This is a genomic window from Streptomyces sp. NBC_00250 (assembly GCF_036192275.1).
Classification (GTDB): Bacteria; Actinomycetota; Actinomycetes; order Streptomycetales; family Streptomycetaceae; genus Streptomyces.
Genome location: NZ_CP108088.1, coordinates 32,760 through 58,029 on the forward strand (window position 1 = coordinate 32,760; position 25,270 = coordinate 58,029).

General features: G+C 68.0%; 24 protein-coding genes and 4 pseudogenes. 8 read left to right on the forward strand and 20 right to left on the reverse strand.

The genetic code is table 11. From position 1 onward, the window contains the following. Positions 1-4: 4 nt before the first annotated feature. The 3 genes from OG259_RS00140 to OG259_RS00150 all read right to left on the reverse strand — a co-directional run bounded on the left by OG259_RS00140 (position 5) and on the right by OG259_RS00150 (position 3,073). A complete protein-coding gene (locus OG259_RS00140) occupies positions 5-1,693 on the reverse strand; it encodes an alpha/beta fold hydrolase (protein ID WP_328940267.1) in 1,689 nt (562 codons plus the stop codon). A gap of 72 nt (positions 1,694-1,765) precedes the next feature. Then, positions 1,766-2,290 carry a TetR/AcrR family transcriptional regulator gene (locus OG259_RS00145; protein ID WP_328940268.1) on the reverse strand — a complete coding sequence of 175 codons (525 nt, stop codon included), beginning with the start codon at positions 2,288-2,290 and terminating at the stop codon, positions 1,766-1,768. A gap of 606 nt (positions 2,291-2,896) precedes the next feature. Continuing rightward, a complete protein-coding gene (locus tag OG259_RS00150) occupies positions 2,897-3,073 on the reverse strand; it encodes a hypothetical protein (protein ID WP_328940269.1) in 177 nt (58 codons plus the stop codon). A 361-nt stretch (positions 3,074-3,434) separates the two neighbouring features. On the opposite strand from OG259_RS00150, the gene OG259_RS00155 reads away from it, so the two are divergent. Continuing rightward, on the forward strand, positions 3,435-4,370 hold the full coding sequence (locus tag OG259_RS00155; protein ID WP_328940270.1) for a hypothetical protein: 936 nt from the start codon (positions 3,435-3,437) through the stop codon (positions 4,368-4,370). Here OG259_RS00155 and OG259_RS00160 read toward each other — a convergent pair. The 5 genes and pseudogenes from OG259_RS00160 to OG259_RS00185 form a co-directional block, all read right to left on the reverse strand. Then, positions 4,360-4,545, reverse strand: a pseudogene (locus tag OG259_RS00160) (flavin reductase family protein); the annotation flags it as partial. The gene OG259_RS00155 and the pseudogene OG259_RS00160 overlap by 11 nt on opposite strands. A gap of 382 nt (positions 4,546-4,927) precedes the next feature. After that, positions 4,928-5,779 (reverse strand): tetratricopeptide repeat protein, encoded by an 852-nt coding sequence (locus tag OG259_RS00170; RefSeq protein ID WP_328940271.1) that lies wholly within the window; start codon positions 5,777-5,779, stop codon positions 4,928-4,930. Further along, positions 5,764-6,309: an SUKH-4 family immunity protein gene (locus OG259_RS00175; RefSeq protein WP_328940272.1), complete on the reverse strand. Its 546-nt coding sequence runs from the start codon at positions 6,307-6,309 to the stop codon at positions 5,764-5,766. Before OG259_RS00175 ends, OG259_RS00170 begins: the two co-directional genes overlap by 16 nt. Positions 6,310-6,748: 439 nt before the next feature. Continuing rightward, positions 6,749-6,877 (reverse strand): annotated as a pseudogene (locus tag OG259_RS00180) (IS5/IS1182 family transposase); the annotation flags it as partial. A gap of 133 nt (positions 6,878-7,010) precedes the next feature. Beyond that, positions 7,011-7,490 (reverse strand): GNAT family N-acetyltransferase, encoded by a 480-nt coding sequence (locus tag OG259_RS00185; protein ID WP_328940273.1) that lies wholly within the window; start codon positions 7,488-7,490, stop codon positions 7,011-7,013. Positions 7,491-7,630: 140 nt separating this feature from the next. Here OG259_RS00185 and OG259_RS00190 point away from each other — a divergent pair, with 140 nt between their 5' ends. Continuing rightward, a complete protein-coding gene (locus tag OG259_RS00190; protein ID WP_328940274.1) occupies positions 7,631-8,344 on the forward strand; it encodes an ArsR/SmtB family transcription factor in 714 nt (237 codons plus the stop codon). On the opposite strand, the gene OG259_RS00195 is transcribed toward OG259_RS00190, so the two are convergent. From OG259_RS00195 to OG259_RS00215, 5 genes and pseudogenes are all read right to left on the reverse strand, one after another. Next, positions 8,339-8,764, reverse strand: coding sequence for a hypothetical protein (locus OG259_RS00195; RefSeq protein WP_328947329.1), 426 nt, complete (start codon positions 8,762-8,764; stop codon positions 8,339-8,341). The two genes, OG259_RS00190 and OG259_RS00195, sit on opposite strands and share 6 nt — an antisense overlap. Before the next feature lie 205 nt (positions 8,765-8,969). Next, positions 8,970-9,341, reverse strand: a complete 372-nt coding sequence (locus OG259_RS00200) for an ArsR/SmtB family transcription factor (protein ID WP_328940275.1) — start codon at positions 9,339-9,341, stop codon at positions 8,970-8,972. Positions 9,342-9,532: 191 nt separating this feature from the next. Next, entirely contained in the window at positions 9,533-9,907 is a 375-nt protein-coding gene (locus tag OG259_RS00205) for a hypothetical protein (protein WP_328940276.1), read from the reverse strand. An 829-nt stretch (positions 9,908-10,736) separates the two neighbouring features. Beyond that, positions 10,737-11,276, reverse strand: a complete 540-nt coding sequence (locus OG259_RS00210) for an AAA family ATPase (protein ID WP_328940277.1) — start codon at positions 11,274-11,276, stop codon at positions 10,737-10,739. 65 nt (positions 11,277-11,341) lie between these two features. After that, positions 11,342-12,464: pseudogene (locus tag OG259_RS00215) on the reverse strand (IS630 family transposase). 60 nt (positions 12,465-12,524) lie between these two features. Between OG259_RS00215 and OG259_RS00220 the strand changes: the two are divergent. Then, positions 12,525-12,899 carry a hypothetical protein gene (locus OG259_RS00220; RefSeq protein ID WP_328940278.1) on the forward strand — a complete coding sequence of 125 codons (375 nt, stop codon included), beginning with the start codon at positions 12,525-12,527 and terminating at the stop codon, positions 12,897-12,899. A gap of 139 nt (positions 12,900-13,038) precedes the next feature. On the opposite strand, the gene OG259_RS00225 is transcribed toward OG259_RS00220, so the two are convergent. Continuing rightward, complete coding sequence (locus tag OG259_RS00225; RefSeq protein ID WP_328940279.1) at positions 13,039-13,833, reverse strand: SGNH/GDSL hydrolase family protein; 795 nt, start codon at positions 13,831-13,833, stop codon at positions 13,039-13,041. Positions 13,834-14,323: 490 nt separating this feature from the next. Between OG259_RS00225 and OG259_RS00230 the strand changes: the two genes are divergently transcribed. Beyond that, complete coding sequence (locus OG259_RS00230) at positions 14,324-14,698, forward strand: DUF6087 family protein (RefSeq protein ID WP_328940280.1); 375 nt, start codon at positions 14,324-14,326, stop codon at positions 14,696-14,698. A 136-nt stretch (positions 14,699-14,834) separates the two neighbouring features. Here OG259_RS00230 and OG259_RS00235 read toward each other — a convergent pair whose 3' ends face one another. Then, a complete protein-coding gene (locus tag OG259_RS00235; RefSeq protein WP_328940281.1) occupies positions 14,835-15,479 on the reverse strand; it encodes a carbonic anhydrase in 645 nt (214 codons plus the stop codon). Positions 15,480-15,969: 490 nt separating this feature from the next. Between OG259_RS00235 and OG259_RS00240 the strand changes: the two genes are divergently transcribed. The 4 genes from OG259_RS00240 to OG259_RS00255 all read left to right on the forward strand — a co-directional run bounded on the left by OG259_RS00240 (position 15,970) and on the right by OG259_RS00255 (position 20,967). Then, entirely contained in the window at positions 15,970-17,595 is a 1,626-nt protein-coding gene (locus OG259_RS00240) for a sulfatase-like hydrolase/transferase (protein WP_328940282.1), read from the forward strand. 706 nt (positions 17,596-18,301) lie between these two features. Further along, positions 18,302-18,787, forward strand: a complete 486-nt coding sequence (locus tag OG259_RS00245; protein WP_328940283.1) for a hypothetical protein — start codon at positions 18,302-18,304, stop codon at positions 18,785-18,787. Between the two features lie 28 nt (positions 18,788-18,815). Then, on the forward strand, positions 18,816-20,309 hold the full coding sequence (locus tag OG259_RS00250) for a hypothetical protein (RefSeq protein WP_328940284.1): 1,494 nt from the start codon (positions 18,816-18,818) through the stop codon (positions 20,307-20,309). 124 nt (positions 20,310-20,433) lie between these two features. Beyond that, the gene (locus OG259_RS00255) at positions 20,434-20,967 is read left to right on the forward strand and encodes a hypothetical protein (protein WP_328940285.1); all 534 of its coding nucleotides are present in this window, start codon (positions 20,434-20,436) and stop codon (positions 20,965-20,967) included. An 11-nt stretch (positions 20,968-20,978) separates the two neighbouring features. Here the strand turns inward: OG259_RS00255 and OG259_RS00260 are convergent, their stop codons facing one another. The 5 genes and pseudogenes from OG259_RS00260 to OG259_RS00280 form a co-directional block, all read right to left on the reverse strand. Then, positions 20,979-21,299, reverse strand: a complete 321-nt coding sequence (locus OG259_RS00260; RefSeq protein ID WP_328940286.1) for a transposase family protein — start codon at positions 21,297-21,299, stop codon at positions 20,979-20,981. A 220-nt stretch (positions 21,300-21,519) separates the two neighbouring features. Continuing rightward, the gene (locus OG259_RS00265; protein WP_328940287.1) at positions 21,520-22,056 is read right to left on the reverse strand and encodes an SMI1/KNR4 family protein; all 537 of its coding nucleotides are present in this window, start codon (positions 22,054-22,056) and stop codon (positions 21,520-21,522) included. 97 nt (positions 22,057-22,153) lie between these two features. Next, positions 22,154-22,333, reverse strand: a pseudogene (locus OG259_RS00270) (ATP-binding protein); the annotation flags it as partial. Positions 22,334-23,102: 769 nt separating this feature from the next. Beyond that, positions 23,103-23,582, reverse strand: coding sequence for a hypothetical protein (locus tag OG259_RS00275; RefSeq protein WP_328940288.1), 480 nt, complete (start codon positions 23,580-23,582; stop codon positions 23,103-23,105). A gap of 906 nt (positions 23,583-24,488) precedes the next feature. After that, positions 24,489-25,223 carry an SDR family oxidoreductase gene (locus OG259_RS00280; protein ID WP_328940289.1) on the reverse strand — a complete coding sequence of 245 codons (735 nt, stop codon included), beginning with the start codon at positions 25,221-25,223 and terminating at the stop codon, positions 24,489-24,491. Between the last annotated feature and the right edge of the window lie 47 nt (positions 25,224-25,270).

The following is a 25,270-nucleotide window of genomic DNA, read 5'->3' on the forward strand; positions in this document are numbered from 1 at the left end:
ATGGTCATCCTCCGGTCGAAATGGAGAGAGCGCCGAGGTGGTGGGCGACTTGGGAAGGATGAGTCAACTGGGGGTAGTGCCCGGCCCCGGCGAGCTCGGCAACCGGGCAGTCGACGGCCATGATCAGCGGGTCGGCCGAGCCCACGACGATCTGGACCGGGATGCTCACCCGGTCCAGCAGGGCTCGTGACTGCTGACGCTCGGCGATATCCGTGCGAACGGCCGCGGCCACCCGGCGGGCAGCTCCGGGACGACGCAAGTCCGCTGCCGCGCTCTGCACTTCCGGCCCTTCGGGGACGCCGAGTGCCCGCGCCAGCCGAGCGGCGGGCATGCGTCGCAGCATCGGCGCGGCCAGGGGCGAACGAGCCAGCCGGGGCGCGGGCGCCTGGAGGAACGACGGCGAGACGAGGACGAGGCGGCTGATGCGGTCCGGGTGGTCGACGGCGAAGCGGAGCGCGGGTCCGCAGGCCAGGGAATGGGCGACCAAGGTCGGGCGGGTCTGTACCGGGATCAGCAGATCGGCCAGCCACGCGTCGACCGGCTGGGTCGTGGCGGCCGAGCGTCCCAGGCCCGGCAGGTCGGGGGCGAGAACAGGGCCGGGTATGTGGGCGGCGAGGGGTGCCCAGAGGTCGGCGTTCATCGGCAGTCCGTGCAGCAGGACGTGCTCGGGGTGGTGCCGCTCTCCGGCTACCCAGGTCGCGCTTCCGGCCGCGGAGCGGCGGAAGCCGTGCGGGCTCAGCCAGGGCGTTGCGGCCCCGAAGCGGGCGGCCACCAGGTCGTCGGCCCAAGCGCGCAGAGCGTCGGCGGCCGGGGGCATCTCCAGGCCGGCGCCCGCGGCGAAGGTACGGGCGGAGGCCGTCGGGTAGCGGTCGGCTGACAGGAACGACAGCGTCTCGGGGTCGGCGCCGGTCACTCTACGCGGGAGGCGCCGCAGGAGGCCGGCGGGAATGGAGCGGCGAGGTGCTCGTACGCCCATGTGGTCGGCGATCGTGCCGATCAGCTCGGGCAGGAGAGGGGTCTCGTCGTCGAGCACCCAGTAGTGCTCGCCTGCGGGCGATGCCGGGATCTCTGCCAGGAACCGTACGAGGTAGTCGATCGTGGTGATCGGCAGGAAGGTGTCGGGGCCGCCTGGCAGCGCGGGGAGCCGTCCCTTCCACAGATCCTCGACGAGGGCGGCCATGCCGACGTACTGGCCCGGGCCGATCACGGTGCTGGGATTGGCGATGGTCAGCGGGACCGCCAAGGCATCCGCCCGGGCGCGCACCGCGAGGTCGCCCTCGATCTTCGACGCCTCGTAGGCGCCCAGCCGGGCGTAGTCGAGGCGGCCTTCGGACGCGCTGACGCGGTATCCGCTGATGTGCACCAGCCGTCGCAGCCTCGGCAGGCCGGCAGCCCATTCCACCACGTTGAGCGCCCCGGTTACGTTGGTCGCCCGCGCCTCCGCCTCACCGAGTCCGAAGGCGAAGCGACCGGCGGCGTTGTAGACGTCGCGGGCCTCGGGCAGCTCCGTCAGCGGTCTGGTGATGTCGGCGGCGACGATGTCGAGCTCGCCGATGTCAACGCCCTGGGAGATCAGCCAGGGGGTGAGTGTGTCGTTCCGTGCGACTGCTGCCACCCTCTGCCCCCGCGTGAGCAGCTCGGCGACGAGGGAGCGGCCGATGAAGCCGGTTGCGCCGAAGACGATCGCGTCCATGAAGCATCCTTAATAGATCGGTCTACATATTTTTGAGGCACGGAAAAGCCCGCCGGTTTCCGGCGGGCCATGTCAGCTCAGCAGCACACGGATCTGGCGGGCGACCCGATCCAACGGCTCCATACTGCGGTGCGTCCGGGCAAGCAGGAGCGCCCCCTCCACGAGGGCGAGGATCACGACCGCGACATCATCGGCATCGGGACGGCCCGCCAGCCGCGCACGCAGAGCCGCCTCCCATGAGGTGTACACCTCCGAGCACGCTTCCTGCAGCGGGTCACTGGTGGCGGCGGTCTCCAACGCGACGGTGGCCACGGGGCACCCCTTGCGCCATCCGGACTCCTCCAGCCGGCCGCCCAGATGCCGCAGCACCGCGTCGGCGAACTCCGCCACCGACGCGCTGGAGTCGGCCAGACCCTCCAGGGCGTCACCGATCACGCGTCCGGCCCGCCGGACGGACTCGCCGACCAGCTGGTCCTTGCCCCCGGGAAAATGGAAGTACAACGATCCGCGGGGCGCGCCACTGGCCGCGATCACCTGGTTGAGTCCGGCACCGTGGTACCCCCCGGCCTCGATCAACTCCTGCGTCGCATCCAGCATTCGGACCCGCGTCTCCGTACCCTTCAACCCCATGAGGGAACAGTAGACCGATCTACATATTCCTTCAAGCCTCCTTCCCGCAGCCCGCGTTGGCCAGGGGCGTTCTGTCTCGGCTCGCGGGGGTTGCGCCGCTGGTCCGCCGCCGCGTCTCCCACCTCGTACAGGGTGGTCGGCCGGCTCCTTTCGCAGGCAGGTAAATGTGAGGTGCTCGTAGACACTTCGGACTCGGTGGGCGCGTCTGAGCTCCAGGCCCCCTCAAGCCCGCAGGCGCCCAAGGTGGCGGCAAGCGAGCAGCGGCCGCGTCACATCAACGACTCGGGCACGACCTCCGTCACGTGGCCAGCACCACACCTGCGCGCCGGCCGCTCTCCGGCCCGGCGAGGAACACCCGGCGGGGGCCGCTCGATTTCCACGACGACGACGGTGATCTCTTCCCCGACCTCGAAGTCTTCTGCCGGGTCCCCCTATTACGGTGAGAAACCGTAGGACAAGGGGGCTGGATCCCCAGCGACTTTCATTCGCTGCCGTCGACGGGCTCCACGGGTGCGAGTGCAGCCCCCATGGCCGCAACCGCCAGAGGAGCTCGTTTGCGCACGAAGTACTCCTTCAGTCCGAGGATGGAGGGTCGGAGCGTTTGATGGCCCGGCCGACGAGCACGGCGAGCGGGATCACGACTGCGAAGTAGGCCGTGCAGATCGCTGCCGCCGTGGAACTGCCGGTCACCAGGAGGACGAGCCCTCCGAGGATGAGGGCCACGGTGAGGGTCAAGAGGAGCAGGCGCATGGAGGTTCAACGACTACAGCTGCTTGGGGTCCTTGAGAACGTCTCACGACTTCTTGCCAGGGACACCGTCGGCGTCGCTGCCCGAGTAGCCGAGCTTCTGCTGCCACCGCTGGTAGGAGGCCTTGCCGGGGACCTGAGGCGCTGGCCGTCATTCCTCCTACACATCCGGGGGGGTGTTCGCGCACCGCACATTCCACGCAACGATGATCAACGACACCGACCCCAAGGGTGCGGCTCCGCCCCGCATGGAGGATGATGCGCGGCGGAGGGGATTCGAATGCGTTCAGAAATGCGGGATCAGGTGCAGGCAGGGGCCCCGTGGCAGGCACAGGTTCCGGCCCGGGCGCAGACGCGGGTGCGGGTGAGAGACCGGTTCGGCTCGGCGTTCACGGCGTCGGTCTCGGTGCTGTTCTTCGAGGCCGTGATCGGGGCGATCGTGTTCTACGTGTGGATGGAGACCCAGGAGGTCCCGGCCCTCGGCTACAACCTGTTCAACATCTTCTTCCTGTTCGTCATGGGATTGATCGGAGTGGCGGCCGGGGCGGTCGGCGCCGTCCTGCTGTCGGTCGTCGTGGTGATGCCGCTCGTGGCCGTCGCCGGATGGCTCGGCCGCACGGTCTCGGGGCGTGACGTCTGGTGGTGGATCCCGCTCCTGGCGGCCGTCGGCGGCACCCTGCCGGGGCTCGTCTCGGCGTCGATGGTGCCCGCCGGGTTCCCGGAGAACGTCTCATCGGGCCTCATTGGGTGGTTCATGGGCGCTGCGGCGCTCGGCATCCCGGCGCTGGTCGTCCGCAGGCTGGTGCTGCCGGACCGCCCGCGGGTTTCCGGCATCGCGGTGTTCGGCCGGGTGGCGCTGTGCGGGACGCTCGGCGTCGTCGTCACCGGCGCGCTCGCCGGTATCGCCCTGTACGCCGGGATCGGGTACGAACCTCCGCGGCTGACCGCGGAACGGCTCGCCGGGACGTGGTCCGACGGCAACGGCGGCAGGATCACCTTCACGGCGGACGGCAAGGTCACGGCCGACGGGGTCAAGACCTTCGGCTTCGACGACGACCGTCACGACGCGGGGCAGCCCTGCACCGGTTCCGGCACCTGGGTCCACCACAGGGGCGACGGGCCGTGGTCCCAGAATGTGGGGGTCTCCGTCGACGCCTGCGATGGGAGCCTGGGCCCCTGGGAGGTGTTCGGGACCCCCGAGCACCCGAAGCTGTACGTGCTCGTCGGCGACCCCGACGCCTGGGACCTGTACATTCTGGAGCCCGACGACCAGCCCCGCGAGGAGCCCGTCAGGGACTGAGGCGACCGAAGCGGCCGCGGTGGAACAGGAGCGGCGCGGCGTCGTCCTCCGCGCCCAGGACCTCGACCGCGCCGACGACGATCAGGTGGTCGTCGCCGGTGTGGACGGCGCGGATTGTGCAGTCGATCCAGGCCAGGACGTCGGCGGGCCGGGGCGCGCCGGTGACCGGGGCGGGCGCTGCTGGCAGGCATCGACAGCGGCGTACGGGTGGTCTCGGTACGCGGGGTGGACGCCGCGCACCTGGTTCTGACCGATACCGACCTGAGCGGCTGCCTGTTCTCCGGAGGGTTCCACCTTGACCAGATCCGCCTGGGGGCCGCTGCGCCTTCGCCCCCACCCCCACCGGTTTCCATCGCCGCTTCATATGGCCATGCCGCTGGACCCGTCGGCACACCATGGCCGAGGAACACCACTGGCGCGCCCAAGAAGGCCAGCCAGCCCGCCCCGCCTTCGGGCCAGCCCTACTCGGAGGCCAAGGACTCGGCCCCGTGCGCACCTGTACCTCCACGGCCACAAGATCACCCGTAGGGGTGCTTGATCACTTGAGGGTGCGATCGTTATTCGACACTCGGGCCCGTCTCGGCCGTCTGCCCCCGCCAGCGGGCGAGGTCACCTCGGGTGGCGAGGGTGCAGGGGTGGTCGTCGCCCAGTACCCGCACCTGGTCGGCGAGCAGCTCGGCCAGGTCCGCGGCAGCTCCGGCCGCATCCCCCGCCTCCCCCTGCCAATGGGCGAGGTTGTGTCGAGCAATGAGGGTGTCGGGGTGATCCTTCCCCTGTACTCGCACGCGGTCGGCGAGCAGCTCGGCGAACGCGGCGGCGGCGCCGGCCGCGATGAGGGCGTCGGCAGCGCTGCGGGCGGTCCGGTCGTATTGGCGGGGGGGGTGAGCGTGTGGCGGGTCGTGCGCTGGATGAGCTGATGGACGCGCACGACTTGGTTCGGGGTGCCGGGCGTGTGCTGGACGAGGGCCGTCAGGAGCGTGGTGGGGGGCCATCCCTGCGGGTGCGGGGAGCAGACTCTGTGACCTGCAGTTCTGACGCACACCCAGCCCGCCCCGAACCGCTTCCTCGACAACCTCCCGCACGCGCTGCGCCGTCCCGAACAGTTCGACGCCTTCCGCCGCTTCGACCACTCTTACGTCGCCGGGCTCCTCCATGTCCTCCTCGCAGCGGACCACGCGTTCGACGTCAAGCGCCGAATGCGCTGGTTCCTCCTCCAGCCAACCGCTCGCCATCAGCACTGCCAGCGTCTCAACGCCCGCTTCCCGGTAGTACTCGGCATCGCGGGCGAGGACCGCCTCACGAAGACCGTTCAGAGCGACTTGTTCACTCAGCTGGAAAGAGGTTTCCGGCCTTGGGGTCGCGCTGTTGCCGCTGTCTACTCCTGATCCGTCGGTCAGGCGGTCCAGCATGCTTCCAGAACATCATCGGTAATGCGTGACCACTGCGAGTCTTCGTCGCTGAACGGGAGCTGGTCGTCCAGGTTGATCTGGTGCTTGAAGCGGTTTTCCAAGAGGTCGAGGTCTTCTGCCTCCTGGCAGGCGATGGAAAATTCTTCGAACGCCACGACGGTATGGACGAGGGATTCCACGTCACGGTTCAGCTGTTCGTAATCCTCGAGTGGGGTACCTTCGGGGAATGCGTACACTTTTCTGTCCGCCGGGTCCAGGGCGATGATCATGTTTTGGAACCAGCCGATCTCCAGCCATGTTCCGCATTCTTTCGGGAGTTCTCCGTCTTCTTCGGAGAACCTGTCCGCGAGGTTGATGGGGTCGCCTTCGGTGCGGGACATGAACTGGTCGCTATGAGGCAGTCCGACTGCGCTGAGGAAGGCAGCTGTCTTTTCGTGCAGTGGGGGAAGGTGGTCGTATCGGGGGAAGAGGTTGATGCCTGTGATGCCGAATCTGTTGATGAGTTCGGACATGGTCACTGCAAAGTTCATCGCTGCACCTCGGGTGGTGATCCAAGCTTGCCGGAAGGGGTTCAGTGCCCGTGAGCGGCCTTCAAGCAGCGGCAGGCAATCGGGTGACGCACCCGTCGTCGAGCTACGGCCCCAGCCTCAAGGCCCTCTGCTCGTCTGCCCTCACTGCAGCTCCGTTCCCGAATCCCTTCACGGCCGCTCCGCACGCTCGGCGGCTCTCGCAGGCCATGCCCGCCGCTCGCTCCTCCCCCGGTACCTGCAAACCTGCCAGTGCCATGAACGCAGCTGCCGCTGGCACCCCCGCCACCGCGGCTGCGCCGGCCCCCTTCTCCTAAGGATCTCATCGAGGGATTCGGTCGATGAGAAGGTCACCGTACTAGGCACGCAGGATCGGTCCTCAGCGTTAATGGCCGCTCCGTCGGCGTGATCGTTCGCACCAGTTATTGAACTTTGCGGAACAGACGGGTGGCTTCTTCTTTCGGGCCCCGGCCGCGTGCTGACGGGCTCGGCATGACCTCGGGTCGACGCTGACCATGCTCCAGTCGATCCGGCCCGCGAGGTCGGCGTCGGCCTGGACGGCACGCATGATCGGAGGACGTCGTCGGCCACTACCAGTGCTACCTCGACCACCGGCAGTCGCAGCGGCCCGAGGGCGAATACGACGACGTCACCTCCGAGGAACGGGCCGAGGCGCTGGCAGGAGCAAAATGGGCACGGCAGACCTACCGGGGCCAACCGGGGTTGCCGGTCGATGCGGTGAGTTCTTTGGTCATGAAGACGCGGCTGGTGCCCGGCGGATCACAGGGGACGTCGCCCAGACGCTTCCACCCCTGTTTCCGATAGAAGCCGGGGGCCTGGAAGGTGATCGTGTAGAGCACCGCCATGCGGCAGCCGCGGGTGTGCGCCTCGCCCTCGGCCTGCCGCAGAATCTCTCTTCCCAGCCCGCTGCCACGCAGCTGAGGCGGCAGGTAGAAGAGGTCGACGAAGAACAGCCCGAGCGAGGTGCGTCCGGTGAGTCCACCGACTACCTGGTGCGTCTGGGGATCACGGACCAGGACGGCGAGCGGTTTGCGGTCGGCGACTCCCGTGTTCTCCATGTTGAAACGGTCCAGCGCGTCGGAGATAACCGCGATGTCCGCCGGGATGGGGGCGTCGGTGACCACGAGGTCCGTCCGGAGTCCGGGATGTGGTGACGCGGTCATGGTTGCTCCAGTGCGTGAGCGGAGGCGGCACCGCCTCGCGGGTGGATGCAGGTGCAGGGCCGGCGAGCCCTGTACACATACCGACGCTATGACGCAGACGCTTCGACGAGCGTCGAAGGGAATTCGGCGACAATGGGACGGTGAACATTGAGCGCTCAGGTCAGGACGTGGGTGTAGACCTGGCGGGCGTGGCAAGGCTGCTGGCTGATGGGACCCGGGCCGCTTTCTGCCTGGCGCTGCTCGACGGCCGGGCGTGGACGGCGAACGAGCTGGCACGCTATGCCGGGGTCGCGCCCTCCACCGCGACGTCGCATCTGAATCTGCTCGTGAATGGCGGACTCCTCGTCGAGGAGCGTCACGGTCGCCACCGATACATTCGGGTGGCCGACCGCAGTGTGGTCGAACTGATCGAGAGCCTTGCCGCGCTGGCTCCGCAGCGCAGCGCCCCGCCACGTTCGCTGTCGGCCTCCGGCCGGCAGCAGGCACTGGCCCGCGCGCGACTTTGTTACGACCACCTGGCCGGAACCGTCGCGCTCGCGATCACCGACGCAATGGTCGAGCGCGCGCTGCTGGACTGGGGGCCCGAGCCGGCCCTGACCCGCAAGGGCGCCCTCTGGCTGGCCGAGGTCGGCATCACGGTGCCTGGCGGCTCACGCCGACCGCCGGTACGCGCATGCCTCGACTGGACCGAGCGCCGTCCCCACCTGGCGGGCGCAGTGGGTGCTGCCCTGTGCGCCCACGCGCTCGCCACTGGATGGATGACGCGCATCGGCACTACCCGCGCTCTCGCCGTGACGCCCGTCGGCCGTCGGGCATGGCACGACCGCCTTGGCCTGCCGCCAGCTGCCCTATAATCCTGTGGCGGCCGTCGCCTTGGGCTTGCGCTCCGGGCACGACCTCGAGCCTGCGATGCAGGCCGGCCAGCTCGCCCGGGCTGATGCCCAGTTCCTCCGCGATCCGCGGCCGGGCCTCCTGCCGTCGGTCAGCCGGGCGAGCTTCTCGGAGAAGGCAAGGGAAGCCGTGGGACGGACTCTTCGAACCAACTCGTAGATGGCATCGGCCGGCAGGCCGTCCAGTTGTCGACGAGCCAGCACACCGTCGTCCGCCCAGGGCTGGAGCATCTCCTCGACCATGGCCGCGTGTCCGCCACCGCGCACGCCATCCGTCGTGTGGCTGAGTACGAGGCCGAGCGGCGCGTCGGCAAGATGGCGCAGGAGCCGATCGATCACCAGCTTGCTGCTCGGGTCGATGTGCTGGGCGTCGTCGATGGTCAATACGATTGGGCCGCCCGATCAAGCGATGTCGAGAACGGTCTCAGCGATCTGCAGCGTTACCCCCTGTTGGAAGGGCTACAGGCTGTCGAAAGGCATCGAGCCGGCAGCCGAAACGAAGACCGATCATGTTGTCTCGATCGCCCAGCCGTTCGGGATCCAAGCGCTCTGAAAGCATCGACATCTTCAACGACCCAGCGGCCAGAGGTCACCTCCCGGAAGTGGGGGAAGCCGAAGCCGCCTGCGCCGAGCTTTCGGTATGCCGAAGCTCGGCAAGGAGTTCGTTCTGTCCAGCCAGGAGTTCGGTGAGGATGCGCCGTGCGGCGCGCAAAAGTTCCGCCACGTCGCCGCCGGCGAGAGCGTAGCTGACGGTGGAACCGTCACGGATGGAGATCACGATGCCGGACCGCCTCAATACCGCGAGTTGCTGGGAGAGGTTCGACGGTTCGATCTCAATCACGTTCAAGAGTTCGCGTACGGGTACAGGGCCGTGCTGGAGCAGCTCCAGCACACGGATCCGGACGGGATGCCCGAGCATGCGGAAGAACTCCGCCTTGGCCTGATACAGCGGCACCTGCATGCGAACAACTCTCCCAACCAACGGTTCGACCATTGCAGGTCCGGCAGCTGAAGCTGCCGGACCCTCGGTACCCAGATGCACCCATCCTCCCGTCTCCCAGCCCGGCCTGCCGTGGCCTGATCACATTCACATGTGCCGAGTTGAAGACTTTTTCAACTCGTGGGCATGCAGAGACGGAAACAAGGAGACGGCTACAGCTCCAGGCCCGCTTCGATTCTCCTGAGCTGGTGCCGGGCCATCGCCAAGTTCGCCCGGCCCTTGTCTAGAACGAGGTACAGGAACAGGCCGTTGCCCCCGCGGCCTCTGATCAGTCGCATGAGGTGGTACTGGCTGCCGAGGGTGATCAGCACATCCTCGATGTCGTCCTTGAGGCCCAGCATCTCCATCGTGCGGACCTTCGCCCGGATCACATCGGTGTTCCCCGCTGCGGCCACCGTCAGATCGAGGTCCTTGCCCCCGCCCAGCGTTCCCAGCGCCATGCCACTCGTGTAATCGACCAGCGCGACCGCCACGCTCCCCTCGATCGAGGTCATCGCCTCCTTCAGAGACGTCTCCACACTCAGCATCCTTACCCACTCCCTCTGTTCTGGACAACGCCGGCCGACTCACACCCCGGCCGAGTGATGACCGCAGACGCTACCCACACGCAACCAGGAGTTATGGGAACACCGGGAAGATGGCAGAAATTGACCCCTCGCTGCTGCATACCACCGCTTCAAGGGCATCGGCCTCGATCGCGGCCCCTACCGGCTCCACCAGAACCCTCACCACCACCGGCCACTTGCCCCGGTCCCGCACCCTCTTTGCGCATGAAGACATCCTGGTGCCCTCGCGCGGTCGCATCATGGGTTCGCTGGATCGTCCGCCGTCCCGGGTGTCGCGCTGCCGGGCTAGCACCCAATGAGTTTACGGTGGTGTGCCGAGCAGAAGCGGGTCGCGCACCTGTGCACCGCGCCTGCGTACACCTCGTGCGGCCTGCATCTGATCCGGCGCGGCAAGGCTGGCGAGTTCAGGCCGGACACCGTCCGCCAGTACATGAGTCGCATCTACGACTGGCAGACCGAGGGTATGCGCCCCGACCCCACCGAGTTCCGCGCGAGGCTCCGCGTGTGGCGCAAGGCGTGGAGGGACGCCGGTGGCGAGATCACACGATCGGCAGCTCTCACCATCCCCTACCTGCTCAGGTGCCTGGAACGGTGCGACGAGAGCACGAACATCGGGAAGCGGGACGCCTTCGCCCTGGCGCTGGCCTACCACAACCTCCACCGCCGAGAGGAACTGACGGACCTGCAGAACAAGCGGGTGCGCGTCTTGCCGTCGGGGCTGCTCGTCGTCACGGCCTCGTCCAAGACCGGCCAGGAGCTGTCCCGTTCGGGTCGTGGTGTCGCCGTCAGTTCATTGGTGAGTGCCGGCGAGGAGAGCGTCGATCTCTTCGGCAAGGGTGGTGATGTTGACTGTCTGGGTGGTGTCGACAATCAAAGCGTGCCTGCCCAGTCCGAGCGGTCCTGGGTAGGCGGCCCAGACCGCGACGCGGTCGCAGATCTCCTCGCGGGTGAGATCCTGGTCGAGGTGGCCGCGGTGGCGTTTGCGTGTCCGGAACCGTTCAGCGACAAGTTCGGTATCGCAGTCGCAGAACACCTCGACCAGCTGGGCGTCGAGTTGGTGGAGTCGGGCGGGGGCGGTGTCGCGGTGCCACCAGTTGACGAGGACTGCTCGCCCGGCGTCGGCAGCGAGCGCGAACAGGATGTCGTCGCTGGCCCGGCTCAGTCGGTAGCGCCATGGCTGATCGCCGATGCCGAGGGATTCGTAGAGCGATTCCAGGATCACGTCTTTGTCGATGACCGGCAGGCCGAGTTCCACGGCGAGCCTGCGGGCCAGGGTGCTCTTGCCGCTGGCCGGCAGACCGGAGACGATCACGAAGGCGTTGTCGGTCACCACGTCAGTGTGTCGCAGCCCGATTTCCGCGCTGCCCGCAGGGTGAGGCCGACGCTGCGTCCTGCTCAGGCCGCTGTTGGCAGGGGTCTGCCGCCCCAGCGGATGGCTTTCTCGCTGCGGATGCGGGCGTGTTCGCGTCGCTGGGCGGCCAGGACGTCGGGGTGGCGGGCGTTGTTGTTGCGCCAGCGCAGGTAGGCGTGCAGGGCACGGATCTGGACGGTGTGGTTGGGGTGGTGGGAGTTGGCGAGGGTGAACTGCCGCAGGGGTCCGAAGTGGGCCTCGATGGGGTTGGCCCAGGACGCGTAGGTCGGGGTGAAGCACAGCTCGACCGTGTTCTTGACTGCCCACCGTTTCATCCGCCAGTTCGTGTGGGCGGAGAGGTTGTCGAGGATCACGTAGATCGGGGCGCCGTCCGGACGGGCCGCCCGGATCGTTCGCATGGCCGCCCAGGTGTGGTCGATGCCCTTACGTCTATGGTTGACGCCCCACATCTGGTCGTCCCCGACGGAGTAGCAGCCGTGGAAGTAGGTGATCCCGCGGGGTGCGGCGGAACGTCGCCGGCAGCCGGTCGGGGCGGCCTCGCTCGGCCCAGCAGGAGCCGGCGGTCGGGCGGATGCCCAGCGGCCCGAACTCGTCGAAGGCGAACGTGCGGTCGGTCCGCTCGTTGATCGCGTACTCGATGCAGGCGAGCTTGACGTCGAAGTCCGGGTCCGGAGACTCCTTCCAGGTCTTCCTGCGCTGGAAGGAGATCCCGCGGCGGGCCAGTAAGCAGCGCTGGGCCTCCCGGCCGATCCGGACGGGCCGGGCTATGTTCCTGCGCAGGTGATCGGCGAGCTTGCGGATCGACCAGCGGGTGAAGGGCTGGCCAAGGTTCGTCGGCCGGGTGGTGGCCGTCTGAACGACAAAGTCCTCGTCGTCACGGTTGAGCAGGCGGGGACGGCCTCCCGCCCACCGAGGGTCCAGGCATGCAAGCCCGATCTCGTTGAACTTGTGGATCACGTCACGCACGGTGTCCTCGTCCGCCTGCACCAGCCGCGCGATCACTGGGACCGTGCTGCCGCCGGCCGAGGCCAGCAGCATCATCGCCCGCCGGAACCGCACCGAGCTGGTACTGCCCCGCCGCACGACCTGCTGCAGTTTCTGCCCTTCCTGCTCGGTCAGCCCACGGACCTTGACCGGATGCGCCACCCTGCCTCCCCACGATGGTTGGAAGCGTCGTCACTTCCAACCAGCACAACGAGCGACCCGGTGAACGTTCACGGTCACAGCATTAGCCGCGGAGGCGGACCAAACGCCGAGATCGCGACCAGCGCCCTCGATGCGGCCGCTGAGCAGCGTGTCTTCGACCAGATCCATCGGCTCGCCGACAAGGGCCAGACCACCGTCCTGATCACCGACGCCCTCGCCGGCCACGTCACCAACACGGCCAAGGCCACCGGCACCGACCCCGACGGCTCCGCTGTCGAGAGCCCCTCGGTCCGGCTCCGTATCCCCGCCGTCTGCCCGCCCGACGGTTACGGCTACGGCGGCTGCAAGAACGGTGATCACGGCTACGGCGACAACGGCTACGGCGACAACCGCGACAAGACTGGGAGGCGGCCCGGGAACGAGGCCGCGCGCTGACTGACCCAGATGTGACACGGGACCGGATCGGCCGCCGAGCGGCCGATCCGGTCCCTTCGTACAGGCAGGTATCGCACGTGCGGGCTCTTGCCTGCGCCTTGGTGCCGGTGCCGGTGCCGGTCAGCAGCTGCTGGCAGCGTCAGAGAGCCGAACGGAAAGCGGGCAGGTATCCGCCCGACTGCCCGGTGGCCTTCGGGTGGTAGGAGTTGTACAGCGGGACGGACAGGCTGTGCAGCCAGGAGTCCGCGGAGCAGATCTCATGGCCCGTGAACTCGTCGACGACGCTGGAGAAGGTGAAGCCCGCGTTCGCGGCCTGCTTCGCCAGAACGCCGTTGAGGGTGTCGGAACCCCGGTTGATGGCCGCTCGCTCGGTCTCGCTGAGTCCGGCGATGCAGCTCCCGGACAGCTGGTAGAACCGGGGGTACCCGAGAACCACCACGCGCGCCTGGGGTGCGCGGCTGCGGATGTCCCCGTAGAGAGCGGAGAGGCCACCAGGCAGCGTGCTGTTCATCTTCCCGACTGCGGTGTTCACGGCCGCGACGCAGGTGGCCTCGCTGTTGAGCACGCAGGTCTGCATGATGTCCGCGAACCCGACGTCGTTGCCGCCCGCCGTGACGCTGACGAGGGTCGTGGACGCGTTCAGAGGGCCGAGCTGGCCGCTGCGGACGGAACCGGTGGTCGCACCGGAGCACGCGGTGAAGGAGAACGAGGAGGGAGAGTTGGCCGCTGCCCACAGACGGGGGTACGCGTTGGTGCTGCGCCGGCAGTCGCCGCTGTCCGAGAGGTAGCTTCCGGCACCCACGCCGGAGGAGTACGAGTCTCCGAGGGCCACGTAGCGGTGGCCGGCGGCGGCGGCCGGCTGGGCGACTCCGAGGGCCGCGGCGGCCACCGCGAGCGCGGTTGACGCGGACAGCACGAATCTTCGCCAGAGCATGGCGATCAGCCTCAAATCCAGAGTGTGGGAGGTGAGTTGGTTGAACGCGACACTTCTAGCAGGGTGCGCGTACCGGCGGGTAGCCCCCGGTATGGATGTCTTCCGCTTCGAGTGCATGCCCTTCGTCTCCGCGCGTAGACTCGTCCCGATTGCGCCAGGTACGCGCGTCAAGCGGCGGCGTAGGGAGATCCAGGGCGGTCGGCGTCGGAACACCATGCGGTTGTCCGTGGACCGCGGCCGGCGGGACTTCCGGAACGTGTGACCGGGAGGGTTACAGTCACGAGGCAGGGGGCCGGAGCCACTGGCATTGGCTCCGGCCCCCTGCGTCCGGCGGGCGGTATCGGGTCGGCCGGTGGCCTCGGTGGGCTCCAACAGGGCGAAGTACCCCACGATGCCCCGGAGGACTACGGCTTCACGGAGAAGCAGGGACGACCACAGAGGTTGAGTTCCCTGACCCGGTCCTGGCCGGGCGGCCGGCGCTGGTGGAGCCATGGGCCGAGCGGCACGGCGTCGACGCGCGGTGCCGCTCAGCGGCGGTCCTCGTCGCGAGGCCCACGTCGACCCCGCCGCGCCGAGAGCGATCGAAGAGTGGACCGGCACGGAGTGGCAGGTGGTCGACGTTGTCGAGAACCTGGCCGCTGCCAAAGCCCTTCTACGCCCACCGCCGCCCGAGAGGGCGAAGCCTGCCGAGTGGGACCGGCCCGCGATGAGCAAGGGCCGGGGCCGACACCGAAAGCCGACCTCAGGAGGAGTGGGACCAGGAGGCGGCCCAGCGCCCGACGGTGGTGCTTCTGGGGCCCGGTCCCTTCGCGGCCAGCAGGCCGGCGACGGCGTGGCCGCGAAGGCGTCCGTGGCCACGCCGTAGACGGTGTCCGTGGGCCGCATGACTCGACGCCAATGCCGGCATGAATCGACGGTCTTGCCGGAAGGCGGCTACCGCTTCCCGGAGTCCGGCCGCACGGGCCGGTGGCTCGGCAGGCTATCGGGTCGTCGTCATACAGTCAGGCCTGCCCCACGGCCGACAGTGCGTCATGGGAGACGGCTCCGTGGGACGCCACGATCCGGGCGCTGCCGTCGGCGAGGTGGTAGCCCATTCCGACGACGGCGACTTCACCCGCTTCGACCTGCTCCGACAGGACGCGGGAGCGTTCCAGAAGCAGGCTGACCGTGTGCCGTATGTGCTCGTCGATGATGTCACTGTCCTTGGTCAGGCCCGCAGCTCGCGCGGCCAGCACGCTCGGGGTGACACGCTCGACCACGTCGCGGACGAAGCCGTTCGCCGTGAACCCGTCCTCGACCGCGGCCCGTGCCGCCGCGACAGCGCCACAGGAGTCGTGACCCAGGACGACCACGAGACGGCTGCCCAGCACGGTGGTGGCGTACTCGACGCTGCCCAGTACCTCGGAGCCGAGTACGTGCCCCGCGGTGCGCACCACGAACAGGTCACCGAGCCCCTGGTCGAAGATGATCTCCGCGGCCAGGCGGGAGTCGGAACATCCCAGGACGACAGCGAACGGTTCCTGGCCCGGGGCCAGCTCAGCTCGGCGGGCGGCGTCCTGGTTGGGGTGCCCGGGCGTACCCGCCACGAATCGGCTGTTCCCGGCGAGGAGGGTTTCGAGGGCTACTGCGGGTGAAGTTCTAGGCATGCCGCCACCTTACGAGTCGCCGTCCGGGCCTGCGCTACCAGGCGTCCCTCAGGCCGCCGGGCACGCTGTGCAGGTCCAGGGCGACTGCGTCCGAACGCTCCAGGTCGAAGGGTGACCAACGGCACGGTCGGTGAGCGCCGGCTGCTTTCGGGGTGAGGACCTCACAGCGGCAACTGGACGAGCCACCCCGCCGCATCCACCGGCTCCGGTGTTCGGCCGCACATGGTCCGCAATGCCGTACCAGGACATTGTTCTCACGCCGTCGAAGTCGCCCGGGATCGCCCCGGTGCCAGCCGCCTGGCCGTGCCGTCGGGGAGCGAGACTGCGTCTGATAGGCGGCATGTCCGTCACCCGGACGGATTCACGTCATGGCTTCCTCGCAGGCAGCACGTGTCTGCGCGACCTAGGTTCGGGCAGGGTGCACCGCTATCGGTGCACCCTGCACTGCGCGGCGCCACCGCAGGTGCAGCATGTCGAAGGGAAAGTGGCCATGACACGTCGCCCCAACATTCTGCTGATCGTCACGGACGAGGAGCGGGCGGCGATCCCGCGCCCCGACGGCTTCTCCCTGCCGGCACGAGAGCGGCTGGCCGCACGGGGCACGGTCATCGACCGGTTCTACTCAGCATCCGCGATGTGCAGCTCCGCCCGGTCCGTGCTCTACACCGGCCAGCACCTGCCCGCCACCGAGATCTACGACAACGACAACATGCCGTACATCCGCCCGCTCGATCCGGGCCTCGGCACGCTGGGCACCATGCTCCGTTCGGCCGGCTACTACTGCACCTACCAGGGGAAGTGGCACCTCTCGAACGCCTACGTCACGCCGGAGCGCCCCGCACCGACGACAGACGCACTGGAGCCCTACGGGTTCAGCGAGTTCAACGACTGGGGCGACATCGACGGAGGAGCATGGGCAGGGTTGAAGATCGACCCGGTGATCGCCGGCCAGGCGGTGAGCTGGCTACGCAACAGGGCGCCCGCCGTGGCGGAGGACCAGCCCTGGTTCATGGCCGTCAACTTCGTCAACCCGCACGACATCATGAGCTTCGACTACGGCGGCTCCCCCCAGGTCCAGCTGCCGTTCGGTCTCGCTCACGCGGTAGTGGCCAAGGCGGCGGCCGACATTCCGGTGTACCGGAAACGCTGGGACTTCCCGCTCCCAGAAAGCCTGCACGACGATCTGTCCGGCGCGGTTCCCGCCGTGGCCGAGTACGCACGGATGCTCGACACCGTCTTCGGGCCCGTCGCCGACGACACACACTGGTACGACGGCCTGAACTTCTACCTCAACGCCCTGCACGACGTGGACCGCAGCGTCGAGCTGGTGCTCGACGCGCTGGAAGCCTCCGGACAGGCGGACCACACTCTCGTCGTCTTCACGGCCGACCACGGGGAGATGGCTGGATCCCACGGTCTACGGCAGAAGGGGAATCTCGTCTACGACGAGAACTTCCACGTCCCGTTCATCCTCTGCCACCCCGACATCGACGGCGGCACGCGCACCGACGCCCTCGCGTCGGCGGTCGACCTCGCCCCCACGCTTCTCGAATGCGCAGGTGTCGCCCCCGCGGACATCGCCACCCGCTTTCCCGCGCTCAAAGGCCGCTCCCTCCTGCCTGCCCTGAACGGCTCGGCAGCACGCGAGGGAGTGCTGTCCGCCGTCGAGTCGCTCGTGACCCTGGACGCCTCGTTCTGGTTCGAGTTCGCCGACCCGGAAGCCCCGGCACGCGTCCAGAGCGGCGCCCTGCGCCCCGACTGGACCAAGCGCGGATTCCTCCGTTGCTACACCGACGCCCGCTACACCTTCGGCCGGTACTTCTCCCCCCTGAACCCCAACCGCCCAGCGGACCTGAAGGATCTGTTCGCCGACAACGACGTCGTGCTCTACGACCGCCAGGAAGACCCGGCTGAAGTCCGCAACCTCGCAGCCGACCCCGCCCACCACGACCTCGTCCTGCACTACTCCCGCCGGCTGGAAGCCCTGATCGACGCCGAGATCGGCACGGACACCCGCGCCTGGGTGACCGAACGGCCCCGGCTCCTCGGCTGGCCCACCTGGCACGGCGACACCGATCAGCCGGCCACGACGGCGGGGGGCACCTCCAGAAGGTAGCCCGAGCCGATTGCGCGCCAGGACCGGGAGTACTGGACGGATGGCCGGCTGGCGGGCTCGTGCACCGTAGGCGGTGAGACGTCGAGGACCGTCGGGGATGAGTGTTCACCTCTGCCTGTGGGGATCAGGTCCCGTCTGCTGATGAGACAGCAGACTAGCGACGGCCTGGACGATGCCGCTCCCGTTCTCGCGGCGGTCAGTGCCGGCCGGTTCTTGAGGTGGCCGATGGCGTGCTCGACTCGGAAGCCGCGGGAGGGGCCTGCCTTGCATTGGCGTTCGTACATCTCCTCGTACAAGTGGGGGGCGTACTTCCTGAACTTGCGATGCGGTGGCGTCACCACACGTCCGAGCTGGCCGATTCTATTGCAGGGCCCAATCGGGGACGCCGGGGTGATGGTGACGGTTGCCGGGCTCTCCACGCTGGTGCAGCTTGCCGTCGGCAGGATCGGGGTGCGAGGCCCTCACGGAGCTGGGCGTGGGCCGGGTGTAGCAGGCGTGCGCCCGGGCACCCACATCGAGCACATCAACGCCAGCGGGTGACACGCCTCGTGCACATGGCGTACGCGAAGGGCGCGGCCGATTCGGTGTGGTCCCGTCTCCCGACTCCCGGCACGCGCACGAGGACGTGCTGGATTGACCTGACGAAACGTCAACTCTGGCTGTACTGTTCCTACTTCATGTAATCCGTCGGGGGGATGGTGCGGGCATGACGTTCAATCAGGAGTGGGCCGGTCTCATGTCCGAGGCGAAGGAGCGGCAACCGGTCGGGATGCGACTCAATGCGGGGGAGAATCCTGCCGGCACCCCTGGGGCCGGTTCGCCCTTCGACTTAGTGGTCGCCCAGGACGACCTGGGCGCGGTCGGCAACCAGGCTTTCCTGCTGCACGCCGAGCTGCGAAGGAAGGCCGACATCGCCGGCGCGGGCAGTAACACCAACGGAGCCGGCTCGACCGCCCAGGCGGCGCAGGAGCTGTCTGCGCACAACATGACCATGGGAGACGAGTTATCCACGACGCTCTCGGTCTGGGACTCGCAGGTCAAGACCGTCCTGCAGATGTGCGCCCATATCTCCAACCACCTGAACTACTCCCAGAAGACCCACGCGAAGAACGACGAACTGATCGAGGCGTCCATGCGTGGCCGTGACGGCTCTGCGATGCCAGTGTCCGAGCTCTCCAAGTACATGTCGTAGGACGAGCGGGCCGAAGGGGGGAGCAGCGGTGTTCACATACAAGGATCTCGTCGAGATGGATCTCGGCAAGCTCGGCACGGCCGTCGCCGGCTGGAAGACCATGGCCGACGAACTCGACAAACTGCGGACCGAGGTCTACGACGGCTTGGTGCAGATGTCCGACTCGGCCAAGTGGGAAGGCATCAACGCCACGGTCACCAAGGACTTCGTACGTGGGACCGCGAAGGAATTTCTCGATCTGCACGCGGAGGCACAGAGCATCCACCGGGTCCTGGAGGACGCGCACGCCGAGCTGACGAACATTCAGAAGCAGGTCATTTCGCTGGCCGAACAAGCCAAGGGCGGAGACGGGACCGGGGGCGCCCCTCCCGCGCCGCTGATGGTGTCCGTCGGGGTCGGCGGCATCGTGCGCGTGACAGAGTTGCGATGCACGCCGGAACCGGCCTCACAGCGCACCAAAGACTTGATGCAGTGGTACGCCGACACGATCACCGGCCTGGTGGCCCACGCCGCGGAGATCGACGCCGCCGCCACTCGCGCCCTCAAGGCAAGTCACGGAGGCGACCCGCTCAACGCCGGCCACGCCGCGTACACCTCCCTTGACGAGGACCAACTGCCGCGCGCGATGAATCTGGCGTCGCTGGGAGGGAAGGCTACCGACCCGCAGCGGGGCGAGCTGCGGCGGCTTTGGGAGTCGCTGAGCCCGACCGCGCGGGGCGAGCTGTGGATGGCGCGCAAGGACGAACTGCTGGCGGCGGGCCTTCTCCATCCCACGGTGAAGCGAGCTGCGCCGGATGCCGGATCGGGACCATACGACGTCAAGTCGCCTGGCCTGAGGGACCGGTGGACGAGGGAGAAGATGAAGATGATCGTCGAGGGCGCCGACTTCGGAGGTCTCGACGACGCCTCCCGCCATATGGCGCACTATCTGGGCAACGACGGCGATCCCCTGAAGCTGCCCGTGGACAAGATGATGTCCGACGACAAGGACTTCAGAACCCACATCGACAAAACGGTCGAGAAGCACCAGGCCGCATGGCGTGAGCAGGCGCTGGAGGAGTTCCGCCGGAACGGCGGGCAGCCGGTCGCCATTCCGGTGGAGACCGGTAACGACGACTTCAGCTTCGATCAGGACAAGGACAAGAACTGGTTCTATGCGGTGGGGTCGACGAGGTCCAACGTGACCGGGGTGGTGACGGTGGTGCCGGATGCCAACGGTCAGCCCTCGATCCGTCTCGACTACCAGGCCAATGTGTGGGACCGCTACAACTGGGACAAGGACAAGGGCGTCACCATATTGGGCATGGGGGTCCCGGACGGTGAGATGGCGAAGATGCACACCACGGGCCTTGCCCGGGAGTTCGACATGTCGGGCAGCAGCTCGGTGAAGCAGTACGACCTGGGTGGCTACGCTCCGAGCGGGCAACCGCTCCCCGCCCCGGACGAGCCTGGCCGGGAGGGCACGCGCACGGACCCGGGACGGGAACAGGGGGGAGTCCGCGACGACGGCGGACACCGCTGAAGCGTTCTCCAACGGGCCCCACCACCCGACTGCAACCGTCGGCACGCTCGCATCCGAATCCGCAACGCATCAGGAGTAGTCAGTGCGCCGCCCAGTCGCTGTCCTCACAGGAGTGGTCCTCACCGTGGCCGCAGCAGTCGTCGCTGCTGCGCTCGCCGTGCAGGACGCAGTTTCCGACCACGTGAACCAAGAGGAAAGCTGCTGCTGGTCGAGCGGTGTCACACCTGCCTGGATGAGCGAACAGATCGGCATCAGGGTCCCGGCGGAGGCCTCGGACCGGCGCGCCGGGTACAAGACCGGCGAGCGCTACGACGTCGGACTTCTCGCTTTCACCCTGCCCACCAAGGACGCCGATGCCTATCTGTTGCCGTTGAGGCCGGAGGGAACCGAGATGATCCCCAACCTGCACCCCCAGCAGAAGGGCTACAAGGCGACGGCGGGCTTCTCCCACCTGGGTCTGGTCGAGCCGGAGACGCTCGTCCAAGGGCTGCGGGAAGGCGGCTTCTGCCCTGGTGACGTCGCATCGCCCTACGGCAAGGATGTCCAGTACTGCGTCGACCTCTTCGCACACACACTCGAATCAGGTCGTACTCGTGTATACATCAGGTCAACGATCGAGCCAGGTGTGACGCCTCCTCCGGCTGTGCCGACGAAGTAGGGCAGACAGCTCTACGACGGGCTCGATCGCCGTGGTCGATCGTGCTCAGCGCCGAGAACACAGCGTGGGCAGTCCGCCGACCCGCAGATGAAGCGCCTGACCGTCAGCCGGATCACAAAGCCCTGTTCAGCCAGAGGAAGGTCCCTCAGCCTGCGCTGATAACGGTCGTGGACCCGGCCCGAGAAGCGGCCGCAGTCCGGACATGCAGCCCCTGCGGCTCGGCCTCCCGCCACCACCTCGACCGTGCCGAAGCCGGCCGTAGCCGCCTCGACCTCCGTCTCGTCAATCCCGGCGAGCACCAGCGAGTCCCAGATCGGTGCGTCGGTCTGCATGACCATCACCGTCCACCGCCGACCACAGCAGCGAACGAAAGGCACCTGAGGGAGCGTCGCTTCCGGCTGTCAGACGCCTAGGCGTACGCCGTCTCGCACGAGCCAGCCCCTCGCAATCGAACAACGACGTCACGCTCCACGACGGCTCCCCAAGATCAGTGCCAGAACCGAGAAACTACGGCACTCTCGTGTCCACGAACGTGGGACAGCCAGCCTCCCGTCAGAGTGGCCCGCCGCCGAAGGGGCCGCCGGAGCCGGGCTCGAACGTTGTGCCGAGGTTGTACTGCGCGATCCCGAAAGGCTGAAAATCGGCATCAGCAAGGACGCGATAGAGGAACTCCGAGGTGGACATGTCGTACCGGTGCCACGCGCCGACGTCATTGGACCGCGCGAGGACGGGGTACTCCCCCGGCCGCTCTGCATCGATCAGCCAGAAGTACTCGTCGGCCCACTCGGTAGAGCCCCACCCGACCAGTCCCTTGCCGCCCGGCGCGTAGATCGCATAGGGCTCCACGGCGGAGACGTTCCCGAACTTGCTGTCCTGGTCGACCGACAGGAAGACCCGCCACTGCGTCAGGAAGTCGAACGCCAGGCCTTCGTCGCGCCCCAGAAAGTAGAGGGAATCACTGAAGACGCCGCCGCTGAACACCTCGTAGAGCTCCTTGTAGTCCGCCGGCAGCGGAACCCCCAGCTCTCCCTCGATCGCCGCCCAGTCGACGGAGATCCCGAGCGGCTCCCACCCGGTCAGTTCGATCACACGCTGAACCCACATACAACCATCTTCTCGCACCGGCCTTCGTTCCGATGCCCCCCAACCCCCTCGTCACTCAGGTCAAGACAGGCAGCCATCGCACTCAGCCGACCTTGGCGGGTTCCTCAGCCCGGGCTCGCGTGCTGGCGAGGTGAAAGGAGTCAGTGCCGGTCTCGATGATGGTGCCGTTGAAGGTGCGCCGGTCGACGATGGCCGCGCAGAGCCGGGGGTCGGTGAAGGCCTTGGTCCAGCCGCCGAACGATTAGTTCGAGGCGATCGCGACGTAAGCGGGTGTTCATCGGTCAAATCACCGCCGAGCTGGACCCGGCGCAACCGTAGCCATGCCCAGACGGGCCTATGGCAGAGCGCGTCTGGAAGCAGAGGCCGCCTGCGTCCACGCGGACGCCTTCGCCGCCGAAATTGACCCCTTCTACATCCAGGAGCGGTCGCGTGGTTCGTCCACCACTGGAGCGGCCTGACCGGGTTCGACTGAGTCATCGCCTACGACGCCTACCGTGCCCCGGCCGTCCACGGACGGGAGTGGTGGCGGAAGCACCTCCCCACGCCTCCGACGAGACGTTCGACTCGACAATGCGCTGAGCTCTGCCAGCTCGTCGTTGTCTGGGCGGCCCTCCGGAAGGGAGCCGGCCGCGCTGGGGACAAACGTCACGCTGTGCGCCGCGATGCCGCAGCGGGAGCGGCCGGTGCCGCCCTCAGCACGCGGGCGGGAGGATCCTAGGACCTCCACGATGATCCGTCCGGTGGGTGTGTGGGCCTTGACTACTCCTTCCACCATCTCCGTCGAGTGGGAGCTCTGTCCCCCACTTCCTCGGGACAAGGACGTGGGACCTGTGTGTGATCGGGGTTCCCCTCCAGTCGAGCGTCACGGCCGTGGGCTACCTCCTTGGGGTGTCTTCGGGGCCGGCCGGGGCCATTCCCCGCCGGAGGGGGCGGGGGTGGGGCTCGGCGTTGTCAGCTGAGCCGGACGTGCATGAGCAAGTGGCTGTAGTCCCGGCCTCGTCATCTCCGTGCCTTCGGTGAAGAGGCCGGGCCTACTGAGGTGCCCGTCCTTCGTCTCGCCCAGGTGCAGGATGATGGTGTCGCTGGTGAAGGTGCTGATCGCCGTCCAAGAGGTAGTAGGGATTGAACGCTGCGAGGCCGCCGTACAGGCGTTCGCCGCTGCCGTTGGTAACGGTCGTCGGGACGGGCATGCCCTTGGTACGGGCGTCGCCTTCGGCCGTTTCCAGGCGGGGGGCGAACGGGATGTGGCCGCCGGTGTCCCAGACGAACGCCACGGGGACATCCTTGAGCCACTTGGCCCTCTGGATGGCCTGACACTTCTTCACTGCCCGTACGGTCGTGGCGCGGTCGAGCCGGGCGGACGTGGCGGAGGTCTGGGGGAACAGGCTCCGGTACTTGGGGAGGCTTCCTTCCAGCGGCCGCATCGTGAGGGTGATGCCGCCCAGGGACAGGGTGGCGCGGCGGATCCCGAAGCCCTCCGTGGCCTGCCCGGCTGGGCCGAGGCGGTCCACTTGACCCCAGGCAGCCGCAGGCACCGTTCGACCGGTCCGCCCTGGACCGGGACCGGCCCCCAGCCGCATCCGCCCCGCCCGTCACCTGCGCGAAGGACGCCGCGCACGGGCCCGGTCCCCGCCCAACCGCGGCAGCACGCCGCAGCAAAGCACGCGGGCCCTCGATGTCCCGGAGCCTCTCGTCGACGACGTGGACGCGCCCGAGGCCCTGCCTCCCTGGCCGACGAGTGGTCACGGCTCGATCGTCGTTGTGTACCAGCAGGGCGCACCCTTACTCGCGCGCGTACGAAAGAGGCTGCGCTCGTGGACCCACTCAACCACTTCGGAATGCTGTCTTCACCGCCCTGCTCGCCTGGTGGCTGACGAGCGTGACCTACAAGCGGACCGGTCGAACGGCCTCCCGGGCGGACCTGGAGAGCCATGCCGACAGTCTGCTCACCGCCGTGTCCCAACTCCGTGCCTCCGCGACCGCACCCTGGAGGGCCACGAGTCCGCCCGCAAGCGCGACAACGCGATCGGTGGCGCGGGCGTCACCGACGAGTCGATGTTGTCCATGGCCCTCCACCTGCGCGAGCAGGAGATGAGCCCGACGAGACATCGCCAAACACCTCGTCATCACCACCGGCACGAAGAGGGGCCAGCACCCCTCACCCGCCACAGTCAAGCGCATGCTGCGCGAACACGACGAGCACACAACCGCGATGGAAACCGCAGGCTGACTCGCGGCCCAGCCCTTGACGCTGTTTCCGCGAGATGAGTGATCACCTCGTGCCTGGCTTGGCTTGTGCGCCCACCAACTACCAGTAACGCACGTGGGGATGGGTGCCGTGCAAGAGGCCAGTGATCGTCACGGCGGGGGTTGAAACACCCCCGTCAGGCTTCGGGCGGAGACGGCGCGGCATGGTCTCACCACGGAATCGGCCCGTCCTCGGCCACAAAGGTGCCCGTCGCGCCGTCATCGCCCACAGTCGCCAGGCCGACCGCGACGGCCGCGCCCTCCTCCGCCGTGCGCATACCGGTGTGGCGGTTGAGGTCGGTCGCGCAGTAGCCGGGACTCACCGCGTTCACCAGGATCCCTTCGGCGCGCAGTTCATTGGCGTAGAGCACGGTGATCGCGTTCAGCGCGCTCTTCGACGTGCAGTAAGGGAGGAGGATCGAGAAGTAGGCGGACCACGGGCTGCCCGGGTCGGCCAGATGGGTGAGGGAGCCGAGTTCGCTGGACATGTTGACGATGCGTGCGGCGGCGGACCGGCGTAGCAGGGGGAGCATGGCGTGGGTCACCGCGATGACGCCGAACACGTTGGTCTCGTAGACCTGCCGGACGGTGGCGGCTGGGGTTTCACTCGGCTTTTGCGGTCCGGCGGCGATCGCGGCGTTGTTGACGAGGATGTCGAGGCGGCCGAACGTGGCGTCGATGTGCTTGGCGGCGGCCTGGACCGAGATCTCGTCGGTGACGTCCAGCGGAACGAACCGTACGTCGGCGCCGTCGGCGCGAAGCTCCTCGGCCGCCGCCTCGCCACGCTCGGCGTTGCGGGCGCCGATCAGCACGGTGATGCCGAGAGCTGCGAGCCTGCGCGCCGTTTCCTTTCCGATGCCCTTGTTCGCACCGGTGATCAGAGCAGTCTTCTGCGAAGTCGTCATGGCACCCAGCCTCCCCTCACCCACGGGCGGCAGGGAAAGACCAGAAG